Source organism: Pseudomonas sp. HS-18, assembly GCF_020401845.1.
Lineage (GTDB): Bacteria > Pseudomonadota > Gammaproteobacteria > Pseudomonadales > Pseudomonadaceae > Pseudomonas > Pseudomonas nitroreducens.
Genome location: NZ_CP084413.1, coordinates 4,892,145 through 4,916,033 on the forward strand (window position 1 = coordinate 4,892,145; position 23,889 = coordinate 4,916,033).

Annotated in this window: 13 protein-coding genes and 3 pseudogenes; 3 read left to right on the forward strand and 13 right to left on the reverse strand. The window is 60.1% G+C overall.

What is annotated here, in order from left to right:
- Nucleotides 1–22: 22 nt before the first annotated feature.
- The 4 genes from ruvC to LDJ84_RS22855 all read right to left on the reverse strand — a co-directional run bounded on the left by ruvC (nucleotide 23) and on the right by LDJ84_RS22855 (nucleotide 3,576).
- A complete protein-coding gene (gene ruvC / locus LDJ84_RS22840; protein WP_024763365.1) occupies nucleotides 23–547 on the reverse strand; it encodes a crossover junction endodeoxyribonuclease RuvC in 525 nt (174 codons plus the stop codon).
- Nucleotides 548–663: 116 nt separating this feature from the next.
- A complete protein-coding gene (locus LDJ84_RS22845; protein WP_024763364.1) occupies nucleotides 664–1,410 on the reverse strand; it encodes a YebC/PmpR family DNA-binding transcriptional regulator in 747 nt (248 codons plus the stop codon).
- Nucleotides 1,411–1,484: 74 nt separating this feature from the next.
- Nucleotides 1,485–3,263 (reverse strand): aspartate--tRNA ligase, encoded by a 1,779-nt coding sequence (gene aspS, locus LDJ84_RS22850; RefSeq protein ID WP_024763363.1) that lies wholly within the window; start codon nucleotides 3,261–3,263, stop codon nucleotides 1,485–1,487.
- Between the two features lie 43 nt (nucleotides 3,264–3,306).
- Entirely contained in the window at nucleotides 3,307–3,576 is a 270-nt protein-coding gene (locus LDJ84_RS22855) for an FmdB family zinc ribbon protein (protein WP_017522110.1), read from the reverse strand.
- A 240-nt stretch (nucleotides 3,577–3,816) separates the two neighbouring features.
- Between LDJ84_RS22855 and LDJ84_RS22860 the strand changes: the two genes are divergently transcribed.
- From LDJ84_RS22860 to LDJ84_RS22865, 3 genes and pseudogenes are all read left to right on the forward strand, one after another.
- A complete protein-coding gene (locus LDJ84_RS22860; RefSeq protein ID WP_024763362.1) occupies nucleotides 3,817–4,287 on the forward strand; it encodes a Dps family protein in 471 nt (156 codons plus the stop codon).
- A 217-nt stretch (nucleotides 4,288–4,504) separates the two neighbouring features.
- Nucleotides 4,505–4,816: pseudogene (locus LDJ84_RS30815) on the forward strand (cold shock domain-containing protein membrane protein); the annotation flags it as partial.
- 45 nt (nucleotides 4,817–4,861) lie between these two features.
- Nucleotides 4,862–5,101 carry a cold-shock protein gene (locus LDJ84_RS22865; RefSeq protein ID WP_192430913.1) on the forward strand — a complete coding sequence of 80 codons (240 nt, stop codon included), beginning with the start codon at nucleotides 4,862–4,864 and terminating at the stop codon, nucleotides 5,099–5,101.
- Nucleotides 5,102–6,558: 1,457 nt separating this feature from the next.
- Here the strand turns inward: LDJ84_RS22865 and LDJ84_RS22870 are convergent.
- The 9 genes and pseudogenes from LDJ84_RS22870 to LDJ84_RS22910 form a co-directional block, all read right to left on the reverse strand.
- Complete coding sequence (locus tag LDJ84_RS22870; RefSeq protein ID WP_226045455.1) at nucleotides 6,559–7,248, reverse strand: transposase; 690 nt, start codon at nucleotides 7,246–7,248, stop codon at nucleotides 6,559–6,561.
- 173 nt (nucleotides 7,249–7,421) lie between these two features.
- A complete protein-coding gene (locus LDJ84_RS22875) occupies nucleotides 7,422–7,841 on the reverse strand; it encodes a hypothetical protein (RefSeq protein ID WP_226045456.1) in 420 nt (139 codons plus the stop codon).
- 14 nt (nucleotides 7,842–7,855) lie between these two features.
- Nucleotides 7,856–8,152: an EndoU domain-containing protein gene (locus LDJ84_RS22880; protein WP_226045457.1), complete on the reverse strand. Its 297-nt coding sequence runs from the start codon at nucleotides 8,150–8,152 to the stop codon at nucleotides 7,856–7,858.
- A gap of 141 nt (nucleotides 8,153–8,293) precedes the next feature.
- Nucleotides 8,294–8,962 (reverse strand): annotated as a pseudogene (locus LDJ84_RS22885) (hypothetical protein); the annotation flags it as partial.
- A gap of 115 nt (nucleotides 8,963–9,077) precedes the next feature.
- On the reverse strand, nucleotides 9,078–9,452 hold the full coding sequence (locus LDJ84_RS22890) for a hypothetical protein (protein WP_226045459.1): 375 nt from the start codon (nucleotides 9,450–9,452) through the stop codon (nucleotides 9,078–9,080).
- A 2-nt stretch (nucleotides 9,453–9,454) separates the two neighbouring features.
- On the reverse strand, nucleotides 9,455–9,607 hold the full coding sequence (locus LDJ84_RS30975; protein WP_226045460.1) for a deaminase domain-containing protein: 153 nt from the start codon (nucleotides 9,605–9,607) through the stop codon (nucleotides 9,455–9,457).
- A gap of 172 nt (nucleotides 9,608–9,779) precedes the next feature.
- Entirely contained in the window at nucleotides 9,780–10,301 is a 522-nt protein-coding gene (locus LDJ84_RS22900; protein ID WP_226045461.1) for a hypothetical protein, read from the reverse strand.
- Nucleotides 10,302–11,167: 866 nt separating this feature from the next.
- A pseudogene (locus LDJ84_RS22905) lies at nucleotides 11,168–13,408 on the reverse strand (DUF637 domain-containing protein); the annotation flags it as partial.
- Nucleotides 13,409–13,752: 344 nt separating this feature from the next.
- Nucleotides 13,753–23,886 (reverse strand): filamentous hemagglutinin N-terminal domain-containing protein, encoded by a 10,134-nt coding sequence (locus LDJ84_RS22910; RefSeq protein WP_226045462.1) that lies wholly within the window; start codon nucleotides 23,884–23,886, stop codon nucleotides 13,753–13,755.
- Nucleotides 23,887–23,889 lie beyond the last annotated feature (3 nt).

Below are 23,889 nucleotides of genomic sequence, written 5' to 3' on the forward strand. Positions count from 1 at the left end.
TTGCTCAAAGTTTTTCCGGATATCACAGGCGCAGGCGTCCGCCGCGACGGCGGGCGCCCATCAGACCATGCGGTACCAGGCTTTGCCGGGTATGCGCATGGCACAGGGCGATGGCCAGGGCGTCGGAGGCGTCGATCTGCGGCTTCTGCACCAGCTTGAGCAGGTGCATCACCATCATCTGCACCTGCTGCTTGTCCGCACCACCGGTGCCGGCAATCGCCTGCTTGACCTGGCTGGCGGTGTACTCGGCGATCTGCAATCCCTCTTCCGCCGCCGCGACTATGGCCGCGCCGCGCGCCTGCCCCAGCTTAAGCGCCGAATCGGCGTTGCGCGCCATGAACACCTGCTCGATGCCCATCATGGTCGGCTGGTAGGTCTGGATGACCTCGCGCACACCACGGAAGACGATCTGCAGGCGCTCGAACAGCTCGCCATTGCCGGTGCGGATGCAGCCCGAGGCCACGTATTCACAACCACGGCCGGTGTCGCGCACCACGCCGAAGCCGGTAATCCGTGAACCTGGGTCGATGCCGAGAATCAGGGTCATGTCCGTTCGATCACACCTAGTCTGCAACGCGCATTTCAGATAACAAAAACCGGAAGCGGGAGGCGCCGCTGACGACCACTCCCGCTTCCGGCTTCAGCACATCGCCGGTGGTGGGATCAGCCCAGCTGGGCCATCACCTCGTCCGGGATGTCCGCATTCGAGTAGACGTTCTGCACGTCGTCCAGGTCTTCGAGCATGTCGATCAGCTTGAGGACCTTCTGCGCGGTGTCCAGGTCCAGGGTCGCCACGGTCGACGGGATCATGGTGATCTCCGCGTCCTCGCCCTTGAAGCCCGCTTCTGTCAGTGCTTCGTTGACCGAGATGAAATCGGCGAAGGTGGTGAAGACGTCGATGGAACCGTCGTCGTTGACCACTACATCGTCGGCGCCGGCTTCCAGCGCGGCATCCATCAGGGCCTCTTCGTTCACGCCCGGCGCATAGCTGATCTGCCCCTTGCGCTCGAACATGTAGGCCACCGAACCATCGGTACCCAGGTTGCCGCCGCACTTGCTGAAGGCATGGCGCACTTCGGCCGCGGTGCGGTTGCGGTTGTCGGTCATGGCCTCGACGATGATCGCCACGCCGCTGGGCGCGTAACCTTCGTAGGTCAGCTCGGCCATGTTGTCCGCTTCGCTGGAGCCCACGCCGCGCTGGATGGCGCGGTCGATGGTGTCGCGGGTCATGTTGGCAGTCAGCGCCTTGTCCACGGCCAGGCGCAGGCGCGGGTTGTCCGCCGGCACCCCGCCGCCCTGCTTGGCAGCGACGGTCAGCTCACGAATGAGCTTGGTGAAGATCTTGCCCTTCTTGGCGTCCTGACGTTCCTTGCGGTGCTTGATGTTGGCCCATTTGGAATGACCAGCCATAACTCACTCCGTATCGCTTGTTTGCTTCGCAGGTGGCGCCCGCAGTGCGGGCGCCGCCAGCTATTCGAATCGACTTACTCGGCGGCCTTCTGCTGCTCGCGCAGGCGGATGTTCAGCTCGCGCAGAGCCTTGGCATCCACGGTGCCCGGAGCCTGGGTCATGACGTCGCCAGCGCTCTGGGTTTTCGGGAAGGCAATGACTTCGCGGATCGAGGCCGCGCCGGTCATCAGCATCACCAGACGGTCCAGGCCGAAGGCCAGGCCACCGTGCGGCGGCGCGCCGTACTTCAGAGCGTCCAGCAGGAAGCCGAACTTCTCTTCCTGCTCCGCATCGTCGATGCCCAGCACGCGGAACACCGCCTGCTGCATGGCCTTGTCGTGGATACGGATGGAACCGCCGCCCAGCTCGGTGCCGTTGAGCACCATGTCGTAGGCACGGGACAGCTTGCCGGCCGGGTTGGCCTCCAGCTCTTCCGGGGTGCACTTGGGCGCGGTGAACGGGTGGTGCAGCGAGGTCAGGCTGCCGTCGTCGTTCTCTTCGAACATCGGGAAGTCCACGACCCACATCGGCGCCCACTCCTTGGTGAGCAGGTTGAGGTCATGGCCGACCTTGATGCGCAGCGCGCCCAGGGCGTCGCAGACGATCTTGGCCTTGTCCGCGCCGAAGAACACGATGTCGCCATCGACCGCACCGACGCGATCGAGGATCTCGTTCAGGTTCGGCTCGGCGATGTTCTTCACGATCGGCGACTGCAGGCCTTCCACGCCCTTGGCGCGCTCGTTGACCTTGATGTAGGCCAGGCCCTTGGCGCCGTAGATGCCGACGAACTTGGTGTAGTCGTCGATCTGCTTGCGCGGCATGCTCGCACCGCCGGGAACGCGCAGGGCGGCAACACGGCCCTTCGGATCGTTGGCCGGGCCGGAGAAGACCTTGAACTCGACGTCCTTCAGTTGATCGGCCACGTCGACCAGTTCCAGCGGGATACGCAGGTCAGGCTTGTCCGAACCGTAGCGGCGCATGGCCTCTTCGAACGGCATGTGCGGGAACTCGTCGAACTCGACGTTCAGCACTTCCTTGAACAGCTGGCGAACCATCTTCTCGGTGATCTCGATGATGTCGCTTTCTTCCAGGAAGCTGGTCTCGATGTCGATCTGGGTGAATTCCGGCTGGCGGTCGGCACGCAGGTCTTCGTCGCGGAAGCACTTGGCGATCTGGTAGTAACGGTCGAAGCCGGCCACCATCAGCAGCTGCTTGAACAGCTGGGGCGACTGCGGCAGGGCGAAGAAGTGGCCCGGATAGGTGCGGCTCGGCACCAGGTAGTCACGCGCGCCTTCCGGCGTCGGACGACCGAGGATCGGGGTTTCCACGTCGAGGAAGCCGTTCTCGTCCAGGTAGCGGCGGATGCTACTGGTGATGCGAGCGCGCAGCTTCAGCTTGGCGGCCATCTCCGGACGACGCAGGTCGATGAAGCGGTAGCGCAGGCGGGTTTCCTCGCCCACGTCGGAGTATTCGTCCAGCGGGAACGGCGGGGTTTCCGCCTGGTTCAACACTTCCAGTTCGTGACCCAGCACTTCGATGGCGCCCGAAGCCATGTTCGAGTTGCGCGCGCCTTCGGGGCGCAAACGCACCTTGCCGGTGATCTTCACCACGTACTCGCTGCGCACGCGGTCGGCCTTGGCGAAGGTCTCGACGCGATCCGGGTCGAACACCACCTGGGCCAGACCTTCACGATCACGCACGTCGAGGAAGATCACCCCGCCGTGGTCGCGGCGACGGTGTACCCAACCGCAAAGAGTGACTACCTGGCCGTCCAGGCTCTCGTTCAACTGGCCGCAATAGTGGCTGCGCATCATGGTGTGTTTCGCTTCTCGAAAGTCTTGAATTCTAGGGAACCGCTCATTCGCTGGCGGAGCAGGCGCCGGCACCGCAACCGGTGGCCGGACAGGCCGCTGGGGCATCGCCGGAGGCCAGGTTCTTCTTCGCTCCGGTCTTGAAGTCGGTCTCGTACCAACCGCTGCCGCCCAGGCGGAAGCCCGGAGCCGACAACATCTTCTTCAATTCGGGAGCCTTGCAGGCCGGACAATCGACCAACGGCGCATCGCTGATCTTCTGCAGCGATTCCAGCTGATGCGCGCAGGACTGGCACTGGTACTCGTAAATCGGCATGGAACACCTTGGCTGTGTAACGCCACGGGTCCGCGTCCCGCGGCAAAGAGGCCGATTATAGCCTGAAAAATCCGCAGGTTGCAGCCGGGCTCCGGTGGCGGAAAAGCCTGCCGGGCGCACAGCCTTTTAATAGAAATGCTCAATCGATTGCCTTGATATAGACCAAGAGCTTCGCACCTTCCCCAGTGATAGCCTCGAATCCAGCGTTTTAAATCATTCATGCACGATGAGGAGATCGCCATGGACATCGATATCGGAATCGCCAAAGAAGATCGCGCCGCCATCGCCGACGGCCTGTCCCGCCTGCTGGCCGACACCTACACGCTGTACCTGAAGACCCACAACTTCCACTGGAACGTCACCGGGCCGATGTTCAACACCCTGCACCTGATGTTCGAAGGGCAGTACAACGAACTGGCGCTGGCCGTGGACAGCATTGCCGAGCGCATCCGCGCCCTGGGCTTCCCGGCGCCCGGCACCTACGCCGCCTACGCCCGCCTGTCCTCGATCAAGGAAGAAGAAGGCGTACCGGACGCCCAGGAAATGATCCGCCTGCTGGTGCAGGGCCAGGAAGCAGTGGTGCGTACCGCCCGCAGCATCTTCCCACTGGCCGACAAGGTGGCGGACGAGCCCACCGCCGACCTGCTGACCCAGCGCATGCAGGTCCACGAAAAGACCGCCTGGATGCTGCGTAGCCTGCTCGCCGAATAACCCCTTCCCTTTATAAGCAGCCGGCCAGAAAGCCGGCTGCCTCCCCCTACGAATGGCCTAAGCGGTTGATTTGAGAAGGCAACTGGATTGCGGTTAAATACCCGCCGTGCGTTTCTCGCATAGGCCGCCCGGCACGCTTTCATTTTTCCTTTCTGGCGTCGCACCTGGGGCTGGCTGCTTCTTTATTTCGTTACCCGCTCAAGGTGAATCCGTAGCCATGTTGAAGATCGTCCATCTCGTGACGGGCGTCGCCGCACTCGTGCTGTCCCTTATCCCGAGTCTGCGTAGTGATGCCCTGCCCTACCTGCAACAGAGCGATGCCATCTACCTGGCCCTGCTCGGTCTGACCAGCCTACTGCTCGCCCCGAGCAGCCAACTGAAACACCCCTCCGCCCTGCAGAGCCTCGCCACCGCCCTGGTCGTGCTGGCCGTGGTCCTGCAGATCCTGATCCTGCTCGCCCCCCTGCCCTTCATCGGCGAACAACCGGCCATCGTGCTGCCGCTGCTCAGCCTGGCCGGCGCCGTTGTCCTGCAATGGATCGCCAGCCTCAACAAACCTAGCACCAGCGTTGCCATCGAAACCTTCGCCGGCGTCGACCGCGAAACTGGCACCGTGAAGTGGTTCAACACCTCCAAGGGCTTCGGCTTCATTTCCCGCGACTCGGGCGAAGACATCTTCGTCCACTTCCGCGCCATCCGCGGCGAGGGCCACCGCATCCTGATCGAAGGGCAGCGCGTGGAGTTCTCCGTCGTCCAGCGTGACAAGGGGTTGCAGGCAGAGGATGTGATTGCTGCGCTGCCTAATCGGCGCTGAATGCTGTGCCCATGAAAAAGCCCGCCGATTGGCGGGCTTTTTCATTTGGAGAGACTGCCCCTCAATAAGAGAAAGGGGACAGATGTATTTTCCGCACTCTAACTCTGACTCAGCGACTAGCTTTAGAGTAGAAAAATAAATCTGTCCCCTTTCCTCTCACTGCACCTGGGTGACCCGGAAGAGAATCCGTTTTGCCAGGTCAGCAGGGCGCTGTTGTTGCTGGCCTCCGATGCACAATCGTTGTATCAGGCTGATCATGAACAGAAGCGAGGGCGGTGATGGTGTGAAATAAAAAACCTGGCAGAAAACGGGGACAGATTTATTTTCGACACTCCAATCCTGACTCCGCGTCCAGCTTTAGAGTAGAAAAATAAATCTGTCCCCTTTTCGCTCCACTCCGTCCCCTTTTGTTACTTTTCTTTTTTCTCAACCCCTTCCAGACTTAAAGTAATTTACTGCAAAAACAGCTCCTAGAAACAAGGCCATTATCCCTCCCCCTCTCAAAGCACTCTCGGCAGCAGACTCCATCACATTCCACAGGTCGAAATCCTGCCCCCTTAAATGCATGAAAAATACTATTGAAACTGTCGACGCTAGAAAAAGTGCCCCACTACATACAAGCACCCACTTAACAAGCATAAAGGCCAACTGAAGAATCTTTGCACTATTCATTTTTTATTCAGAAAAGTACCAGAAAAGGGGACGACCAGAAAATGGCGACCAGAAAACCACCCCGCCAACAAGCGGCGAAAATGGCTTGGACGCTCGGACGGGACACTGTCCCGTTTCGCCTAGTTTTGCATCCCACTATAAGGATCTTCCACACTATCTCTCAACTCTTCTACTGCCTCATGAATTTCCATATACACGTCAGGAGATGTCTGACTGGGGTCAATTTCACTTAGAAATCTAAGAACCCGCCCAAGCCCCAGCCTCGAAACTATAGAAACTATCGTTTCTGCTGACTCGATACATCGGCCATCCCACATTGAAATTAAGGCATCTGCTACTGAAGACCTCACATCATCACTCAGAACGCAATAAGAACTCCATTGCCTATCACTCAACTCTGAAAAGCCTCAAGTGCGCTCTCTTTGGATAAACTTTCAGACTTTAAACATTTCAGCACATCTAAAAACTCAACCTTTATGTCCTCCACGGGCATGGACTCCGGAAGAGCCTTATAATAACTAGAAGATTTCATCTCTCAAAAATCCACAGGGATATGTGTCAAATTCAAATTCGACCAAAAAGGGGACCGACCAAAAAGGGGACAGACTTATTTTCCGTACTCTAAACCTAACTCCGCGCCTAGTTTTAGAGTAGAAAAATAAGTCTGTCCCCTTTTCGCCCCATTCGCCTACCTTCTTGAAACTTGGACGAAACGGATATATTACCCCCCTCTCACCCGTCCGTAGCCTGAACTATCGGACCGAAAGGGGACAGATTTATTTTACCTACTCTAATTTAGATGGTCTCCCTTGACCACGCCGCTCGATCCGGACGCCGGAAATTCTCTCTACCTCATCAACAAAGCGAGAATTACCAGTCAACTGGCCCCTCTGCAGCGCATCGCGGATGAGTTGATTTTCTTCATCACTACCTAGCTGACCAAGAAAAGCACGATAGCGGTCATGGCGCTCATCTTCAGACTCGGCAAGCGCGTCATAGCATGGATCGCTATCGATCCACATGCAGGAGTCCCCAACGTGCTGGGTATAGCTGGACCATGGATACTCAGCAGCACGCCGAACCAACCTGGCGCGCACAGGGTTCAGCTCTATATAGCGACTGCATGCCAACAAATACGCGTCCGACTGGACCAGGCTGGACTTGAAGCGACTTTCCCATAACGTTCCGCTACGGTGCTCTAAGCGATTTCTGTAACGCGTCATCCGTGCTGAGAGCGTTTTCATCAACTGACTCAAACCGGTAACTGACTCATCCGGTGCAAGAAGCAGATGCACATGGTTGGTCATCAGGCAGTACGCATAAACCTTAACGCCAAACGCATCCTTCAACTCACGTAGGTCAGCGAGATAGCGCTCGTAGTCCTCGCTCTCAACGAACACCACCTGTCGGTTATGGCCCCGTTGAACGACATGGTGTGGGTAGTTAGGCAATATGACACGACCAACCCTAGGCATCGCTCTCTCCATGTGTATTTGGTTTTGGAGAAAGGCTGCCACCTCTAGAGGTACGAAGTCTCCTTCACATCAGCCGAGATTAGAGTAGGAAAAATAAATCTGTCCCCTTTTCGAATTCTTTTCGAATTAGAGTAGAAAAATAAATCTGTTCACTTTGCGGTATTTTTAACTCATCAACTCTTTAGTTTTCCAGAAAAACTTTCCAATATCTCTCTCACTGGAGGAGAGGCTTCATTCAGCAAGAAAGAAACCCTGAGCAACAACTCTTCTTGGTCACGCCTCCCCAATTTTGATAGATCCAACAGCCTTAGTGCATCAATGCAAGAAACAAGCAAATCTTCATCACTTGTATTTATAATGTGTAAGATTACTTCAAACTCATATGCAACATGCAAATCACCCAGGCATTCCACAAGCCTTTTTTTCCAGAAAACATCCTTATTTTTTAACTCCTTTAAGAGCCGCGCCCAGTCGCCCTTATCAAACCTTCTCAAAATATCAGAAGCTTCTAAAATAGCACAATCATACCAATAATCACCGGGATCTCGTTCCAGAGCAAAGTCAAATATGCAACTGTCAAAATTATTATACATACTTTAAATCCACCTTAATTTATAGGGACGAAGCCAGGTGTAGGCTTCCCTCCAACAGGATACCCTGCCGTGATCTCATTCCCCTTTCTTATTACATCAATTTCCACACCATTAACGGTTCCCCGATAAAGCGTTTCACCGGTAGAAACTCTTTGACCAATAGGCTGAGTATTGCCTATTTTGTTTATAGACTCAATAATTCTTTGATCTGTCCAGCTTTCAGGGAACAAAGTGCTGGTTTTTATTTTCGATAAGTTTCCATCCTCGAACTGAGTCGTAAATCTTACCACTCTGGTTCCATCAGGATTCATGCTAATTGTTTCGACGGCATAATTTGGATTGGCATCACTTATGCTCGCACAAAAAAGGGGACAGATTTATTTTCCGTACTCTAAACCTAACTCCGCGCCTAGCTTTAGAGTAGAAAAATAAATCTGTCCCCTTTTCGCTCTGCCGGCACTGACCAGGTCGCGCCCGGCGGTGATCTCCAGGTCGCCGCGGGCTTCGATACGGGCGGCGTTGTTGGCGATTTCCTTGTGGATGCGGTGGGCGTCGTTGCTGGCGTCGACCGAGGTGATGCTGCGCTCGTTGATGACGTCGCCGGTCAGCGCGGTGAGGCTGACGTCGCGGCCGCTGATGATGCCGCCAGCCGCGTTGCGGATACTGTCGATGGCGAGCAGGTCGAGGCGGTTGCCGGCTTCGATCAGGCCGCTGTTGTTGAGGTTGGTGGCGCTGGCGGCGAGGTCGCCGCTGGCGCGCAGGGTGCCCTGGTTGGTCAGGTTGCCGCCGCTGATCAGGGACAGGTCGTTGCCCATGATGAGCGCACCGTTGGCCGCCAGGCGCCCCTCGGCCTGGGCGAGGTAGAGCACCGGCACCAGGACTTTTTCACCGTTGATGGTGGCTTCTTCGAGCCAGACGATGTCGTGGGTCAGGGCCGCGACCTGTTCGGCGCTGAGGCCGACGCCCAGTTGCAGCTGGAGGCTGTCCTTGTAGGCGATGGCGTTGTCCATCAGGTACTTGAACAGGGCTTCGTCGCTGGCCATGCCGTCGATGTAGCGCTGGCCGGTACGGGCGACCACGGCCTGCTGGATCAGGCGCTGTTCGTAGAGGCCGTCGCCGAGGTGTATCCAGGGCGGGGCCGCGCTATATTCAAATTCTTAAAGAACCGGGCACTTGCGAATTAGAGTAGAAAAATAAATCTGTCCCCTTTTCCTTTTCGCTTTCTTGATGACACAACTATTCAGAGAATAGATATTTCTCTCGAACCTGCCTCATGCAGTCAATCATATTCTCCAACCGCTGCCCCTCAAGACCAATCGCTGCCAAATCGTCTGCGCAACAATTATCATACGCACTAGCCAATACCTCCAGCATGTCTTCTGCATAAGGACTTTCTCTAGAAAGTTCCAATCCATAGCACATTCCCTCCTTAAATATTGCTGTCTGCAATACCGCAAAAAACCCTACATCATCAGTCGTGCAAAGAGAGCCCGCTTCATCTTGAACATATGCAAAGGCTTGCTCTGGCCTAAGGTTAATCTGAGATATCGCCTTTTCATAAAGCCGAGAAACTACCGAGCATATCTCCTCCACGGTCAAGTCGAATGACATCTTCATTTCTCCATGGTAAAGATATTTAATTGAATATTAGGGTATCTCTCGCGAAACTGACTAACAATATCACTACAACTTGGGCAGACCATTTTTTCTGAAATCAAATTTATGCGGCCTGATGCCTGCGAATCCGGCCCTAGACGCTGAGCCACAGTTTCCAGGACCAAAAAGGGGACAGATTTATTTTCCGCACTCTAATCCTGACTCCGCGCCCAGCTTTAGAGTAAAAAAATAAATCTGTCCCCATTCCGCCACTTGCCCAATGACAGTAGACTAGTAAACCCGCCCCTTTATCAATAAAAACTTCAACCTCAGGTTCAGAGACTAAAAACTATCTAGACCTCGCAACAAAATATCCAATTTAAATTCTTTAATCTGTCTTTCATCCAACTCTCTAAACTCCTCATCCAAGCCAGATCCGATAAATAGACCAGCCTCTTTACTGTATGCCGCGTATATGGATCCAGAGCTCTCCTCAGGAATAAATATATCTAACTCAGGACTGGACATCTCCGTTCCACACCAAGATACAATTGCACCACCATCTACAAACCATCTAAGAGATTTTTCAATACATGAAATCCAATCAATTTTATCCGGCCACACATTCAGCTTAACTTCAACAGACAGATTGCTCATATTTTCCCCACTCCACTCCCTGGGATTTATATCAACTCCACCATTCCAGATGGCATTGAAACCTGAAAGGTTATCTGCAATTGAACTTGTGTACCCTCGCTGCCAGTAGCCATAAAAGATAAGCCCGCTGACCTCCTCTTGATAAACCTTCCCGCTAGGCTGATCTATGTTACACCAATAAATTCCGAGGCTATTCTTTGTATTCATAATCCAAAATTCTTCATCTGTTGAGGAGACGGCGTAATAGCAGTCACGATATCTCCGGCCGCTATTTTTCCGCGAGCCTCTTTTGCCACAAAAATCACAACATCATTTCCATTAATACTCCGATAGAATCCTTTCACCCGTTGACCACCTTGCACCATGACGTGATCAAATGTTTTCATCGGATTTGTTAGGATCACTTCACCTATTTCTTGGAATGCTTCGCGAGCAGCTTTAGACCCAGAGTTTGCAGTAATTATTCCTGCATCTATTAAGTGTCTCGCAGAATGATCGACGCGACCAACATTGGACAGCGCAACCTTCGCAGCTTCATCAGAAAAGCCTACAACGCCTTTAGCCGCCTTTTCCGCAGCATCTGCCGCAAACTTCTTCTCCAGCGCCTCCAAAGCGTCCTTGGAGATTTTCCCGGTAACCTTCTCAACTGCTGCAGCTTTCCCTCCGGGCGTCGGGGAAAGCAAGTCGACCAGTAGTGCCGCTCCATTTTCCCAATCCGAGGGCTCGAACAGAGTATCTCTCAAGGTTGCTGGCGAAAACTCAGCGCCAAGGAAGGCCGCGATCTTGGGATCAAGGTCAGCAACCGTTCTTGCTTCCCCACTAGCAATACGATTGAGCTCGTACAATACAGCTTCGGGCTCTACACCCTCATATTTACCTTGCGCATGTAAGGCATCTAACCCTTGCTCCAGGCGCTGGTAGGCCTCTCTATGCACTTGCTGGTTGTAAGCGGTAGCATTCTTCGCAATTTCCGCGCCTTTGCCTACGTCGCCATTCACCGCTGCCGCAGCCAGTACGCCAACGATTTGCGACTCCATCAGCTCGAACTTCGGATCGCCCTTAGCCCAGCCATGTAGCACGTTGGCCAGGGCCTCATTGACCCCGGCGGCCATGGCGCCGGTCTTGAAATCGCTGCCGGTTGCTTCGGCGAGCAGGCCTCCCATCAAGGCATGGGCAACGATTTTCTGCAGGCTGCCGTCCCGATAAACAGTGCCGCCATACTGCCCCGCCGCCCAATCCCCCACACCATTGAACCCGACTGCCATACCCAGGTTGCCGGCCTGAGTACTAAAGGCATCCATCAGGTTATCGGCGAAGCTGCCGCCGAACGCTGCTTGCTGCATGACTGCCTGGGACAACGCTTGAGCACTGTTATAGGCCGCAAAGGCACCAATGCCTTTCTCGCCAGCCCAAGTACTAAGGTCGAATCCCTTGGTGACTTGGTTGGCGGTGTCTGTGGAGACCTTGAAGTAACTATCCAGCTTCGGCGAGATGACGTATTCACCAACACCCGCCATCGCATAGCTCTTGAGAGCATCGGATGTGGTGGCGTATTCAAGGCCTTGCCCGATATCGCCACCATTGTTGATGGTTCCAACCGCGAGGTTGCTGGCCATGGCGCCATACAGCGGCCCAAGGAAGTAAGAGGCGACGATGGCAATGATGAGCTGCGGCGCGGCACCCAGCCCCGAGTTGCTGTACTTGTACGAGTCGTGAATCTCCTTCACCGCCCGCCAATCCACATCCCCGCGCGCCTCGGCTTCCTTGATCCAGGCGAGGTTGGGGTCGGCCTGCACCATCGCATCGATGGCCTGGCTTACCGACTTCTGGTCGATGTGCTTGTAGTCGATCTTCAGCCCATCCACCGCTTTGATGGCGATGTTGCCCTGGGCGATCATCTGGGTCTGGCGCAGTGTCTCGTCGGTCTTGCCTTCGCCCTTGGAGCTGGTCCAGGCGAGGTCGCTGTCGCTCTTGGCGTGGCTTTCCTGGTGCAGGTCCTTGACTGCTTCGAAGGTGACTTCGCCGCCGCTGAGGATGGCGATGTCGTTGCCCGCGTCGAGCTTGGCGCCCTGGTACTTCTGGTCGCCGCCGCTGAGCAGGGTGATGTCGGAGCCGGCGCTGATTTCGCTGCCCACGGCGCGGACATCGGTGACTTCGTCGCGCTGGGTCTTCTTCTTGCCCCAGCCGCCCTTCTCTTCCATGTCGTACAGCGAGTAGTCGCTGTCGTTGGCGGCGAGCAGTTCGATCTTGTCGCCGGCGACCAGGTAGGCCTCGTTGCCGGCGCCGATCTTGCTGCTGACGAGGGTGAGGTTTTCGCCCGCGCTGATCAGGACGTCGCCACCAGCGGTGACTTCGGTGGCCTGCTGGCCAACGTGGTCTTCCTGGGTGGTAACTTTCTTGCCGCCACCCTTGTACTTGGCGTCGCTGTGTTCTTCGTTGGCGGCGGAGGCAAGGACGACGTCGCGCCCGGCGCTCATGGCGATGTCGCGGGCGGCGTCGATGCGGCTGGCGACGGCGCTGAGGTCGCGGCCAGCGTTCAGCTCCAGGTTGCCGCCGACCTGCACGTCGCTGCCGTGCTGGGTGACACTGGTGACGTTGCCGGTGACGCGGCGGCTCTGGAAGTCGAAGCTGTCGACCTCCTGCGCGGCTTCCAGGCGCAGGTCGCGCCCGGCGGTGATCTCCAGGTCGCCGCGGGCTTCGATACGGGCGGCGTTGTTGGCGATTTCCTGGTGGATGCGGTGGGCGTCGTTGCTGGCGTCGACCGAGGTGATGCTGCGCTCGTTGATGACGTCGCCGGTCAGCGCGGTGAGGCTGACGTCGCGGCCGCTGATGATGCCGCCGGCGGCATTGCGGATGCTGTCGATGGCCAGCAGGTCGAGGCGGTTGCCGGCTTCGATCAGGCCGCTGTTGTTGAGGTTGGTGGCGCTGGCGGCGAGGTCGCCGCTGGCGCGCAGGGTGCCCTGGTTGGTCAGATTGCCACCGCTGATCAGGGACAGGTCGTTGCCCATGATCAGGGCGCCGTTGGCCGCCAGGCGCCCCTCGGCCTGGGCGAGGTAGAGCACCGGCACCAGGACCTTTTCACCGTTGATGGTGGCTTCTTCGAGCCAGACGATGTCGTGGGTCAGCGCGGCGACCTGTTCGGCGCTGAGGCCGACGCCCAGTTGCAGCTGGAGGCTGTCCTTGTAGGCGATGGCGTTGTCCATCAGGTACTTGAACAGGGCTTCGTCGCTGGCCATGCCGTCGATGTAGCGCTGGCCGGTACGGGCGACCACCGCCTGCTGGATCAGGCGCTGTTCGTAGAGGCCGTCGCACAGGTGTATCCAGGGCGGAGCCTCGCTATATTCGAACTCTTAAAGAACCGGGTACTTGCGAATTAGAGTAGAAAAATAAATCTGTCCATTTCCCCTACGATGAAAGCTCCCTAATCACCCTCATTACTCTCTCTCGTTTTAGAATCAAAAAAGCCACTACCAAGAAGAATGAAATGACTGGCAAGCATCTCTTAAACACAAAACCCTGAACATCATCACTCACATCCAACAATGCCATCACAAGCGCAACAGAAGAGAACATGAGAAAAGAGAATGTTGCAAAAACAACAATAAATAGCATTAAAAACAAAATAGCCCGATTCAATTTAAATCCCTCAGATCACTACTTACTCTGCAACCTTCCCACCAAAATCATATCCTTTAGCGCCAACTCCAAATAGATATATAGCCCCTGCAGTACCATATGGAGTCCCCGCATTCAGAACCGGTATGAAATAATTATTATCAGCCTTATTAACCAACACCCCAAACATAGAATTTGGTCGATTCAATCCATCCGCCAAGCCCATCTTCAAAGGAACTTTAACAAATCCAGTCCCTATTGAGGTTGCTAGATCGGCACCACTATACACTAGCGGGCCATAACCACCAGGAATCAAATTAAATGTTTCTTTAACCGGATTGTAAGAAGCTAAATTCTCACCGGCGAAATGGGTATAGAATCCCGTCCCTCCTTCCGTTATATTACCCGCACCAAATATGGCCATTGCGCCACCGCCGACAGCGCATCCGAGCCCGAGCCCAGCAGAGCATAATGTTGCGCCTCCCATAACACTTATGGCCCCGCCTGCTGCCTGCGCCGTATATTTACCAATTGGTCCGACATCTGTACTCCATGCATCTTTAGTTTTTTCCCAGCCCGAATAATTAAACAAGCCCTTATCCTGCTGCGCCTCTACCCAAGCCAGTTCATTACCTAGACCAGCCATCGCCTCATCGGAAACATATTTCGCATTGTATTCCGTACTGTTCCGCTCATAGACCGCCCAGCACTTAACCAAGTAACAGGCCGCTCTTTCCAGATTTTCTTCCTTGAAATCACCTTTCTCCGCTTCTTGTTTTATGGCTTGCTCTTCCTCAGGGTGCAACTGCCGGTTGTAGGCCATTCCACTCTTGGCAATGTCCCCGCCCATTTGCAGATCGCCATTCACGCCAGCCGCCGCGACGATGCCGACTAGCTGTGCAGCCGCTTGCTGCAGGCGCTTGGCTTGTTCGCTATTGCCCTCCAGGAATCCGCTGGTGAGCACGTTAGCCAGCGCCTCACTGGCACCGGCCGCCATAGCGCCAGTCTTGAAGTCACCGCCCATGGCTTCAGCCAATAGGCCACCAGCCAGAGCATGTGCCGCAGTATTCTGCGCACCGCCGCTGGGGAAGCCCATGTTGCCCACGGCGTTGAATGCACTGGCCTGCAGGATGCTGTACAGCGCACCCTGCATCGCATCACCGAACTTGCCCTGGCCCAATGCTTCGTTGGCCGCGCCGGTGAGCGCTCCCTGGGTCAGTTGCATGCCCGCGAACTTGCCCCAGGCTGCGGGGTTGGTGAAGTCCGGTACAGCACCCACCACATTCGCAGCCCCACTGGTCGAGGTGGTGGTGTTGTTCACCGGGTCGGTTCTGCCACCAAACCATTCCGGGCCATACGCCGTCATAACGCCAGCCACGCCCGCAGCGATCATGGCTTGCTTGATGCTGTCACTGCTGAAAGTGTCACTCAGCGCTGCGCCGATATTGCCCTTGTTGTTGATGGTGCTGACGGCACCAGTGGAAGCCAACGAGGCCGCCCCCATGGACAGAGCCACGTTGGCCCAGCCAGCAGCAGTACCGGCAACAGCCGCCGATGTAGCCGTAGCAGCGGTTCCCGCTGTGGCGGCTGCAAGCGATCCCCCGGCGGCGCCGGCGGCAGTGCCACTTGCCGCAGCCCCAATGGCGGCACTGGCAGCGCCCGCCGTGAGCACCGTGACCACGATGACTACCGCCAGCATGGCACCCTGGCCCATCCCCGAATGGCTGTAGGAATAGCTGTCGTGCAGTTCCTTCACCGCCCGCCAATCCACATCCCCGCGCGCCTCGGCTTCCTTGATCCAGGCGAGGTTGGGGTCGGCCTGCACCATCGCATCGATGGCCTGGCTGACCGACTTCTGGTCGATGTGCTTGTAGTCGATCTTCAGGCCGTCCACCGCTTTGATGGCGATGTTGCCCTGGGCGATCATCTGGGTCTGGCGCAGTGTCTCGTCGGTCTTGCCTTCGCCCTTGGAGCTGGTCCAGGCGAGGTCGCTGTCGCTCTTGGCGTGGCTTTCCTGGTGCAGGTCCTTGACCGCTTCGAAGGTGACTTCGCCGCCGCTGAGGATGGCGATGTCGTTGCCCGCTTCCAGCTTGGCGCCCTGGTACTTCTGATCGCCGCCGCTGAGCAGGGTGATGTCGGCGCCGGCGCTGATTTCGCTGCCCACGGCGCGGACGTCGGTGACTTCGTCGCGCTGGGTCTTCTTCTTGCCCCAGCTGCCCTTTTCCTCCCTGTCGTACAGCGAGTAGTCGCTGTCGTTGGCGGCGAGCAGTTCGATCTTGTCGCCGGCGACCAGGTAGGCCTCGTTGCCGGCGCCGATCTTGCTGCTGACGAGGGTGAGGTTTTCACCCGCGCTGATCAGGACGTCGCCACCAGCGGTAACTTCGGTGGCCTGCTGGCCAACGTGGTCCTCCTGGGTGGTGACTTTCTTGCCGCCGCCCTTGTACTTGGCGTCGCTGTGTTCTTCGTTGGCGGCGGAGGCGAGGACGACGTCGCGCCCGGCGCTCATGGCGATGTCGCGGGCGGCGTCAATGCGGCTGGCGACCGCACTGAGGTCGCGGCCGGCGTTCAGTTCGAGGTTGCCGCCGACCTGCACGTCGCTGCCGTGCTGGGTGACGCTGGTGACGTTGCCGGTGACGCGGCGGCTCTGGAAATCGAAGCTGTCGACCTCCTGCGCGGCTTCCAGGCGCAGGTCGCGCCCGGCGGTGAGGCTGGCATTGCCGCCGGCCTGGATGACGCTGCCGGCGCTGATCAAGTCGCGCCCGGCGGTGATCTCCAGGTCGCCGCGGGCTTCGATGCGGGCGGCGTTGTTGGCGATGTCCTTGTGGATGCGGTGGGCGTCGTTGCTGGCGTCGACCGAGGTAATGCTGCGCTCGTTGATGACGTCGCCGGTCAGCGCGGTGAGGCTGACGTCGCGACCGCTGATGATGCCGCCAGCCGCGTTGCGGATGCTGTCGACGGCGAGCAGGTCGAGGCGGTTGCCGGCTTCGATCAGGCCGCTGTTGTTGAGGTTGGTGGCGCTGGCGGCGAGATCGCCGCTGGCGCGCAGGGTGCCCTGGTTGGTCAGGTTGCCGCCGCTGATCAGGGACAGGTCGTTGCCCATGATGAGGGCGCCGTTGGCCGCCAGGCGACCATCGGCCTGGGCGAGGTAGAGCACCGGCACCAGGACTTTTTCACCGTTGATGGTGGCTTCTTCGAGCCAGACGATGTCGTGGGTCAGGGCCGCGACCTGTTCGGCGCTGAGGCCGACGCCCAGTTGCAGCTGGAGGCTGTCCTTGTAGGCGATGGCGTTGTCCATCAGGTACTTGAACAGGGCTTCGTCGCTGGCCATGCCGTCGATGTAGCGCTGGCCGGTACGGGCGACCACCGCTTGCTGGATCAGGCGCTGTTCGTAGAGGCCGTCGCCCAGGCGCTTCTGTGCCTTGTCCGGGTCGTAGCCAAGCAGGCCGAGCAGGTAGTCGGAGCCGAGGAAGCTCTTCAGGCTGGTCAGCTCGGGGTTGGTCTCGACCAGGTACTTGTGGCTGTTGCTTGGCGTGGCGCTGCTGGGCAAGCCCTGCACGCGCGGGACGTTGAGGGCGGCGCCTGACTGTGCGTCCGTGCTGGCGGCGTTATTGCCCAGGGCGACGTTGCCAGCGCCGGCGGTGCCGCCGCCCAGGCTCTGCTCGCGTTGCGCCGCACTGATGGTCTGGCCGTTGAAGCTGAGATCGCCGGCGCCCTGTACGGCGCCGGTGCTGCCACCGCTGCCACCCTGGCCGCTGAGGCGGAACAGGCCGTTCTCCCCCTGCGGCAGGCTGAAGCCCGGCAGGGTGACGGGGTTGACCTGCTTCTGGGCGAGGTCCGGTGGCAGTTGCGAGGTGATCGCCAGTTGCACGGTGGTGGCGCCATTGGTGACCCCGACATCGCGCGGGCTGATGGTCTGCGCGCCGGCATCGCGCTTCACCACGCTGTTGTCGAAACGCTGGCTGGCGTTGATCGCCACGTCGCCGGTGGCCTGGATCACCGCGGAGGCGGCGGGCGTGCCGGAGACTGCCACGTCGGAGGTGGTGATTTTGAAGAAGCCACCCGGATAGCCGGCGGATTCGAAGACCTGCTGGCGAGTCAGGCGACCAGGGTCGTAGTCCGGCGAATTCGGATCGTTGTAGCGGTTGTACAGGTCCTTGTTGGCGCGGAAGGCCCAGTATTCGCTGTCGTTACGGGTGTAGAACTCGGCGTTGTAGTGGCGCTCGACGCCGCCGGCGGCACCCTGGTTGCGGAAGGTGGCCGTCTGGATATCGATGTTTCCACCCGAGCCGATGCTGCTGTACAGGTTGTCGAAGGAGCCGCCACGGAAGCGGAAGTCGCCGCCAGCAGTGATCGACGCCTGGGGCGCGTCCTTGAGGATGACGTCCTCGGAGCGCTCCTGGGAAAGGAAGTGGACTTCGCAGCCCTTGCCGTCGCAGACGTCGTCGTACTTGAACTGGATGCTGCCGGAGACGATGCGCTCGCCGATCTGGAAATCGTCGGCGCGGCGGTTGTCGAAATCCTGCACCAGCAGGGTCATGGCGCCGGCGCTTTCGAAGCTGCCGGAGATGTTCTGCACGCTGCTCGCCCAACCGTCCTGGTCGTTGGCGGCGATATGCAGGGTGCCCAGGCTGTAGAGATCGGCGTTGCGGTTGGTGAAGTTCTGCGTGCGCAACTGCAGGTTGCCGCCGCTGAAGATCAGCGCGCTGTTTTCATTGAGCAGGTTGCTGGCGCCCAGGTACAGGTTGCCGGCGCCGCCGAGGGTGCCACGGTTGTTGAGGCTGGCGGTGTTGACACGCAGGTCTTGGGTGGCCGTCAGGCGGCCGCTGTTATCGAGGGTGCCGCCCGTGCTGACGGTGGTGATGGCGCCACCGCCGGCGATGCTGCCGGTCTGGCCGACGCCGATGTAGCCGGCACTCAAGTCGAGCCTGCCCAGGCTGCTCAAGCGGCCGTTGGCGGTGTAGTTGCCGTTCAGGTTGAGGTCCAGGGTGCCGTCGCTGGCGATCAGGCCATCGTTCGACCAGTTGCCGCCGCGGCCGATGAGGCTCTGCGCGGCCAGCAATTGGCCGTAGCTCCCCTGATTGAGCTGCCCGATGTCGAGGTCGAGCACACGCGCCTGGATGACAGCGTTGTTGGTCCAGTTGGCGGCCTGGTAGGTGAGGCTGCCGTTGGTGGTGAAGTTGCCGCCAGCCAGGCCGGCCTTGGCCAGGTCGATGCCAAAGTTGCCACTGCCCACATGCAGCACGGTGCCGGCGCCGTTCTGCAATGTGCCGGCTTGCAGGTCGAGGCTCTGTGCAGCGGTCTCGATACGGCCGAGGTTGTTGTTGAGCAAGCCCGAGGCGCTGACCTGGGTGGTGCCGCTCTGCCCCAGCGCACGAATAGCACCCACCACGTTGTTGATGCTGGCCGCACCGAGGGTCAGGTTGCCGCTGCTTTCGATCAGGCCGAACTGGTTGTTCAGCGCGCCAGTGAGGCTGGCGTCGACGCTGCCGGCGCCGATCTTGCCGCCCTGGCCGAGGGCGGCGCCGTCGTTAAGCAGCTGGTTGCCGCGCAGGTAGAGCAGGCCGCCGGCATACAGGCCGCCGCCCTGGTTGTTCAGGTCGCTGGTGCTGATGCGGTTGTCGCCGCTGACGGCCGAGAGGTGGCCGGTGCGGTTGTCGATGCCGCCGGTGGCGGTGATGTCGAGGCCCTTCGCCTGGGTGGTGCCGGCGTTGTTGCTGAAGGTGCCGGTGACCAGCTTGAGGTCGCCGTTGGCGGCGTTGAGGACGCCGCCGCTGCTGTTGTCGAGGCTGGCGCTGCCCAGGTCGAGCAGGCCGCTCTGGCTGATAATGTGGCCGCTTTGGTTAGCAATCGCGCCGGTGGTCGTGAGGGTGGTGTCGCCCTGGCCCTGCAGGGTGCCGGCGCTGTTGTCGATGCGGCTGGCGCTGGCGTTGAGCTGGCCGGTCTTGGCGAAGATGAGGCCGTCCTGGCCGTTGAGCAGTTCGCCGGTAAGGGTCAGGGTCAGGTCGGTTTGCGCGGCCACAGTGCCGCCGGCGCTGTTGTCGAAGCTGCCGGCGAGGACCTTGAGCAGGCCCTGGCTGGCGAGCTGGCCGCCACGGTTCTGCAGGCTGCCGACATTCAGGTTGAGCCGGCCGCCGCTGGCGATCTTCGAGCCGGCGCCATTGTTGAGCAGTGCGCCGAGCAGGCCCAGGCGCAGGGCGCCCTGGCTGACCAGGCTGCCACCGCTGTTGTCGAGGCTGCTGGCGTCATAGTCGATGCTGGCGGCGCTGATCTGCCCGCCACGGTTGTCGATGGCCTGGGCGCTGCCGGTCAGGCTGCCCTGGGTGCTGAGCAGACCGGCGGCGCTGTTGTCCAGGTTGCCGGAGAGGGTCAGGCCGAGGTCGCCCTGGGTGGAAACGATGCCGCCGGCGTTGTTCAGACTGCCGGCGCCGAGCGTGAGTTTGCCTTTGCTGACCAGCGCGCCTTCGTTGTGGTTGTCGAGGGCGCCGCTGAGCGTCAGGGTCAGCGCGCCGTCGCGGCTCGACAGCGTGCCGCCGCTGCTGTTGTCGAGGCTGGCGGCGTTGACCACCAGGCCCTGCCAGCCGGAGAGCAGGCCCTGGTTGGCGTTGCGCAGGGTGTTGGCGTTCAGGTCGAGCTGGCCGGCGCTGATGAGGCGACCCTGGTCGCGGTTGTCGAGGGTGCCACTGGCGGTCAGGGTGAAGCCCTGGCTGGCGGAGATTTCCCCGCCGCGGTTGTCGAGGCTGCCCAGGCCGTTGATCGTCAGGAGGCCACCGGCGCTGAGCAGGCCGCTACGGTTGTCGAAGTCGCCGCGCTGGGCACCGTTGCCCAGGTCGAGCGTGACCTTGCCTTCGCCGATCAGTGCCGCCTGCTGCTGGATGAGCTGGGCGACGATCAGGTGCAGATCGCCCTTGGCGGAGATTTCCCCGCCGCCGGTGGACTCGAGCTTGCCGCCGCGCAAGGTCAGCGCGGCCTGGCTGGTGATCAGGCCACCGGGTTTGCCAGTAGCGCTGGCGCCGTTGAGGACGTTGCCAGCGCCAAGGTCGAGGCCCTGGGCGCCGCTGATGACGCCGTCGCGGTTATCGAGGTCGGCCGTGGTGCCGTCGAGGCGCCCTTGAGCGAGCAGGCGACCGTCGCGATTGTCGGTGGTGCCGGTGGCCAGCAGCAGGTTGCCACCGGCGGAAAGCAGGCCGCCCTGGTTGTTCAGGCTGGCGCTGCCGACATCGAGTTTGCCACCGGCGACCAGTGCGCCGTCGCCGTGGTTGTCCAGCGCCCCTTGGCTGCGCACGAGCAGGTCAGCACGGCTGGCGAGGGTGCCGCCCTGGCTGTTGTCGAGGCTGGCGGCGTTGACGGTGAGGCCGTTGTTGCCAGACAGCACGCCGGCGCCGCTATTGTTGAGCGCGCCCGTGGTGAGGGTCAGGCGATCGCTGGAGATCAGCTTGCCACCCTGGTTGAGCAAGGCGCCGGTGGTCAGGGTGAAGGCGCGGTCGCTGGAGATTTCGCCGCCGCGGTTGTCGAGGCTGGCGACGTTGCGCAGGACCAGTTGGCCGGGGCTGCCGAGCAGGCCGCCGGCGTTGTTCAGGGCGCCGCCCTGCAGGTCGAGGTCGATGCCACCCTGGCCAATCAGTTGGCCGCCACCGTGCTGGTCGAGGCCAGTGACACGACCATCGATGACGCCGCGCGCGGACAGGCTGCCGCCCTGGCTGTTGTCCAATTGGGCGGTGGCGAGGTGGATGGCGGCGTCGGTGACGATGCGGCCCTTCTGGCTGTTGTCGAACCGGGCGCCTTGAAGGCTGATGTCACCCGCCGCGCTGAGGATGCCGCCGGCGTTGTTCAGGTCGGCTCCGGCGAGGTCGATAGCCGCGTCGCTGAGCAGCTTGCCGCCCTGGTTGTTCAGGGCGCCGGCCAGGCGCGAGAACAGTTGGCCAGCGCTGGATACAGTGCCGGCGCGGTTGTCGAGGCTGCCGGCGTTGAGGGTCAAGGTGCCTTGGCTGAGCAGCGCGCCGTTGCCGCTGTTATCGAGGGCGCCGGCCAGTTGCAGCCAGAGATTCTTCTGGCTGTTGAGCAGGCCGCCCTGGCTGTTGTCCAGGCTCTGCCCGGTGACAGTCAGGCCGTCGCGGCCGGACAGGATGCCGGCGCTGTTGGCAATGCGTTGCACCTGCAGGTTGAGGCCGGCGTCGCCGATGACCTTGCCGGCTCCGTTTTCCAGGCTAGCGGTCTGCACGTCGACCTTGGCGCGGCTGGAGATTTCGCCGCCCTGGTTGAGCAGGTCGGTGCCCTTGAGGGTCACACCGTTGTTGGCGGCAATGAGGCCGCCGTTACGGTTGTCGAGCTGCCCGGCTTCGAGGTTCAGCGCACCCTGGGCGAGCAGTTCACCCCCCTGCTGGCTGAAGCGGTCGGCCTTGGCCTGCAGATTGCCCTTGGCGCTGACGCTGCCTTTATCGTTGTCCACCTGGCCGGCGGTCAGGTGCAGGGCCGCGCCGCTGTCGAGGGCGCCGCCCTGGCTGTTGTCCAGCTGGCCGACGTCGAGTTTCAGCTCGCCCAGGCTGCTGATCACGCCCAGCGCGCTGTTGTTCAGGCTGGCGCCGGAAAGGGTCACCCCGGCATCGCCGACCACCAGTCCTCCCCGGTTGTCGAGGGTACCGGCCTGCACGCCGAGTGCGCCCTTGGCTGAAAGCAGGCCGTCGGCCTGGTTGTCGAGCTTCTGCTGGACGCGGGCTTGCAGGGTGCCATTGCTGACGAGGTTGCCCTTGCCGCTGTTGTCGAGGCTGTCGAGGGTGAAGTCCAGCGCTTGTTCGGCTTCGATCCGGCCGAGGCGGTTGTCCAGCGCGCCACCGCTGACTTGCAGGCGATTGGCGACGGCCTGGCCGTTGCGGTTGTCCAGGCGCGCAGCGCTGAGCGTCAGTTGATTGCCGGCGAGCAGGCGCCCCTGACGGTTGTCCAGGGTCGCTGCGATGAGCCGGGTGTCGGCACCCTTGAATGCGCCGCCCTGGTTGTCCAGCGTGCCGCTGGCGTTAGCTTCGAGGTTGCGGCTGGCCACCACGCTGCCGCTGTTGCGCAGGTTCTGCGCAGTGATCGCCACGTCGCCCTGGGCGTTGCGGCTGTTATCCGGGTTGACCCCGGCTTCGACGATGCCGCTGTTGCTGACCTGCGCGGCACTGAGTGCCACGCGCTGGCCGGCGGCCAGACTCTGGCTGTTGCTCAGTTGACCGGTCGCGCTCAACTCGGCGACGCCGGCCGCATAGGTCTGGCCGTTGAGAGCGATGTCACTGGCCTTGGCGCGCAGGCTGCCGGCAGCACTGGTTTGCGCGAGGGACAACTGACCATTGGCATCGATCTGGATATCGCCACCGCTGGCGGCCATGTTGCCGGCCAGCTTCACGCCCACGCCCTGCTCGGTGCCTACCAGGCGAATGGCGCCGGCGTACATGCCGCCCAATGCGGAGCTATCGATGGCCAGCTGTGGCTTGGCGCTGCCGTCGTCGGCCTTGGCGGTAGCGGCCAGGCTTTCAGCGTCCACCTGGTTACGTCCGGCCACCACCGCGAGCTGCTTGGCATAAAGGTCGGCGTTGAGCTTGGCGCTGCGGGTGATCAGTTCGAACCGGTCGATATTGCTGGCATTCAGGCCGGCGCCTTCGATGGCGATCTCGCCGCCGTCGACGTCATAGCCGCGCAGGCGCTCGCCGTCCATCAACGGCTTGCCGGTGGTCAGCGTGGCGCGCGGGGTGTTGATGAAGCCGCAGCCGTTGCAAGTGATGCCGTGGGGATTTGCGACGATGACGTGGGCGGACTGACCGGCCACTTCGGTGTAGCCGCGCAATTGCGAGGGATTGGCCCCGGTGACTTCGTTGAGGATCTTCTGCGCCGCGCCGCCCTTGAGGTTCGGATTCCCAACAATGATTCCACCCAGTTGGGTGGCCTGGGTCTTGCCGGTGGCGTTGTTGAGGATCAGGCCGTTCTGCCCGACGTTGTAGTCGGTGAATTTATTGTGCGAGAGCCCCGCGCCGTTGGGCGTAGCGATGTTCACCACCGGCACGCCGTTGCCCGCTGCACCCAGGTGGGTATTGCCCCCCGCCGCCGCATCCACTGCCAGCTCGGCCGCAGCCGCGACGATGGGGTTGAGGATCAGGATGCCGGCAAGGACGCTGGCAATGGCCTGGTACAACGGGTGGCGGATGTCCATGTG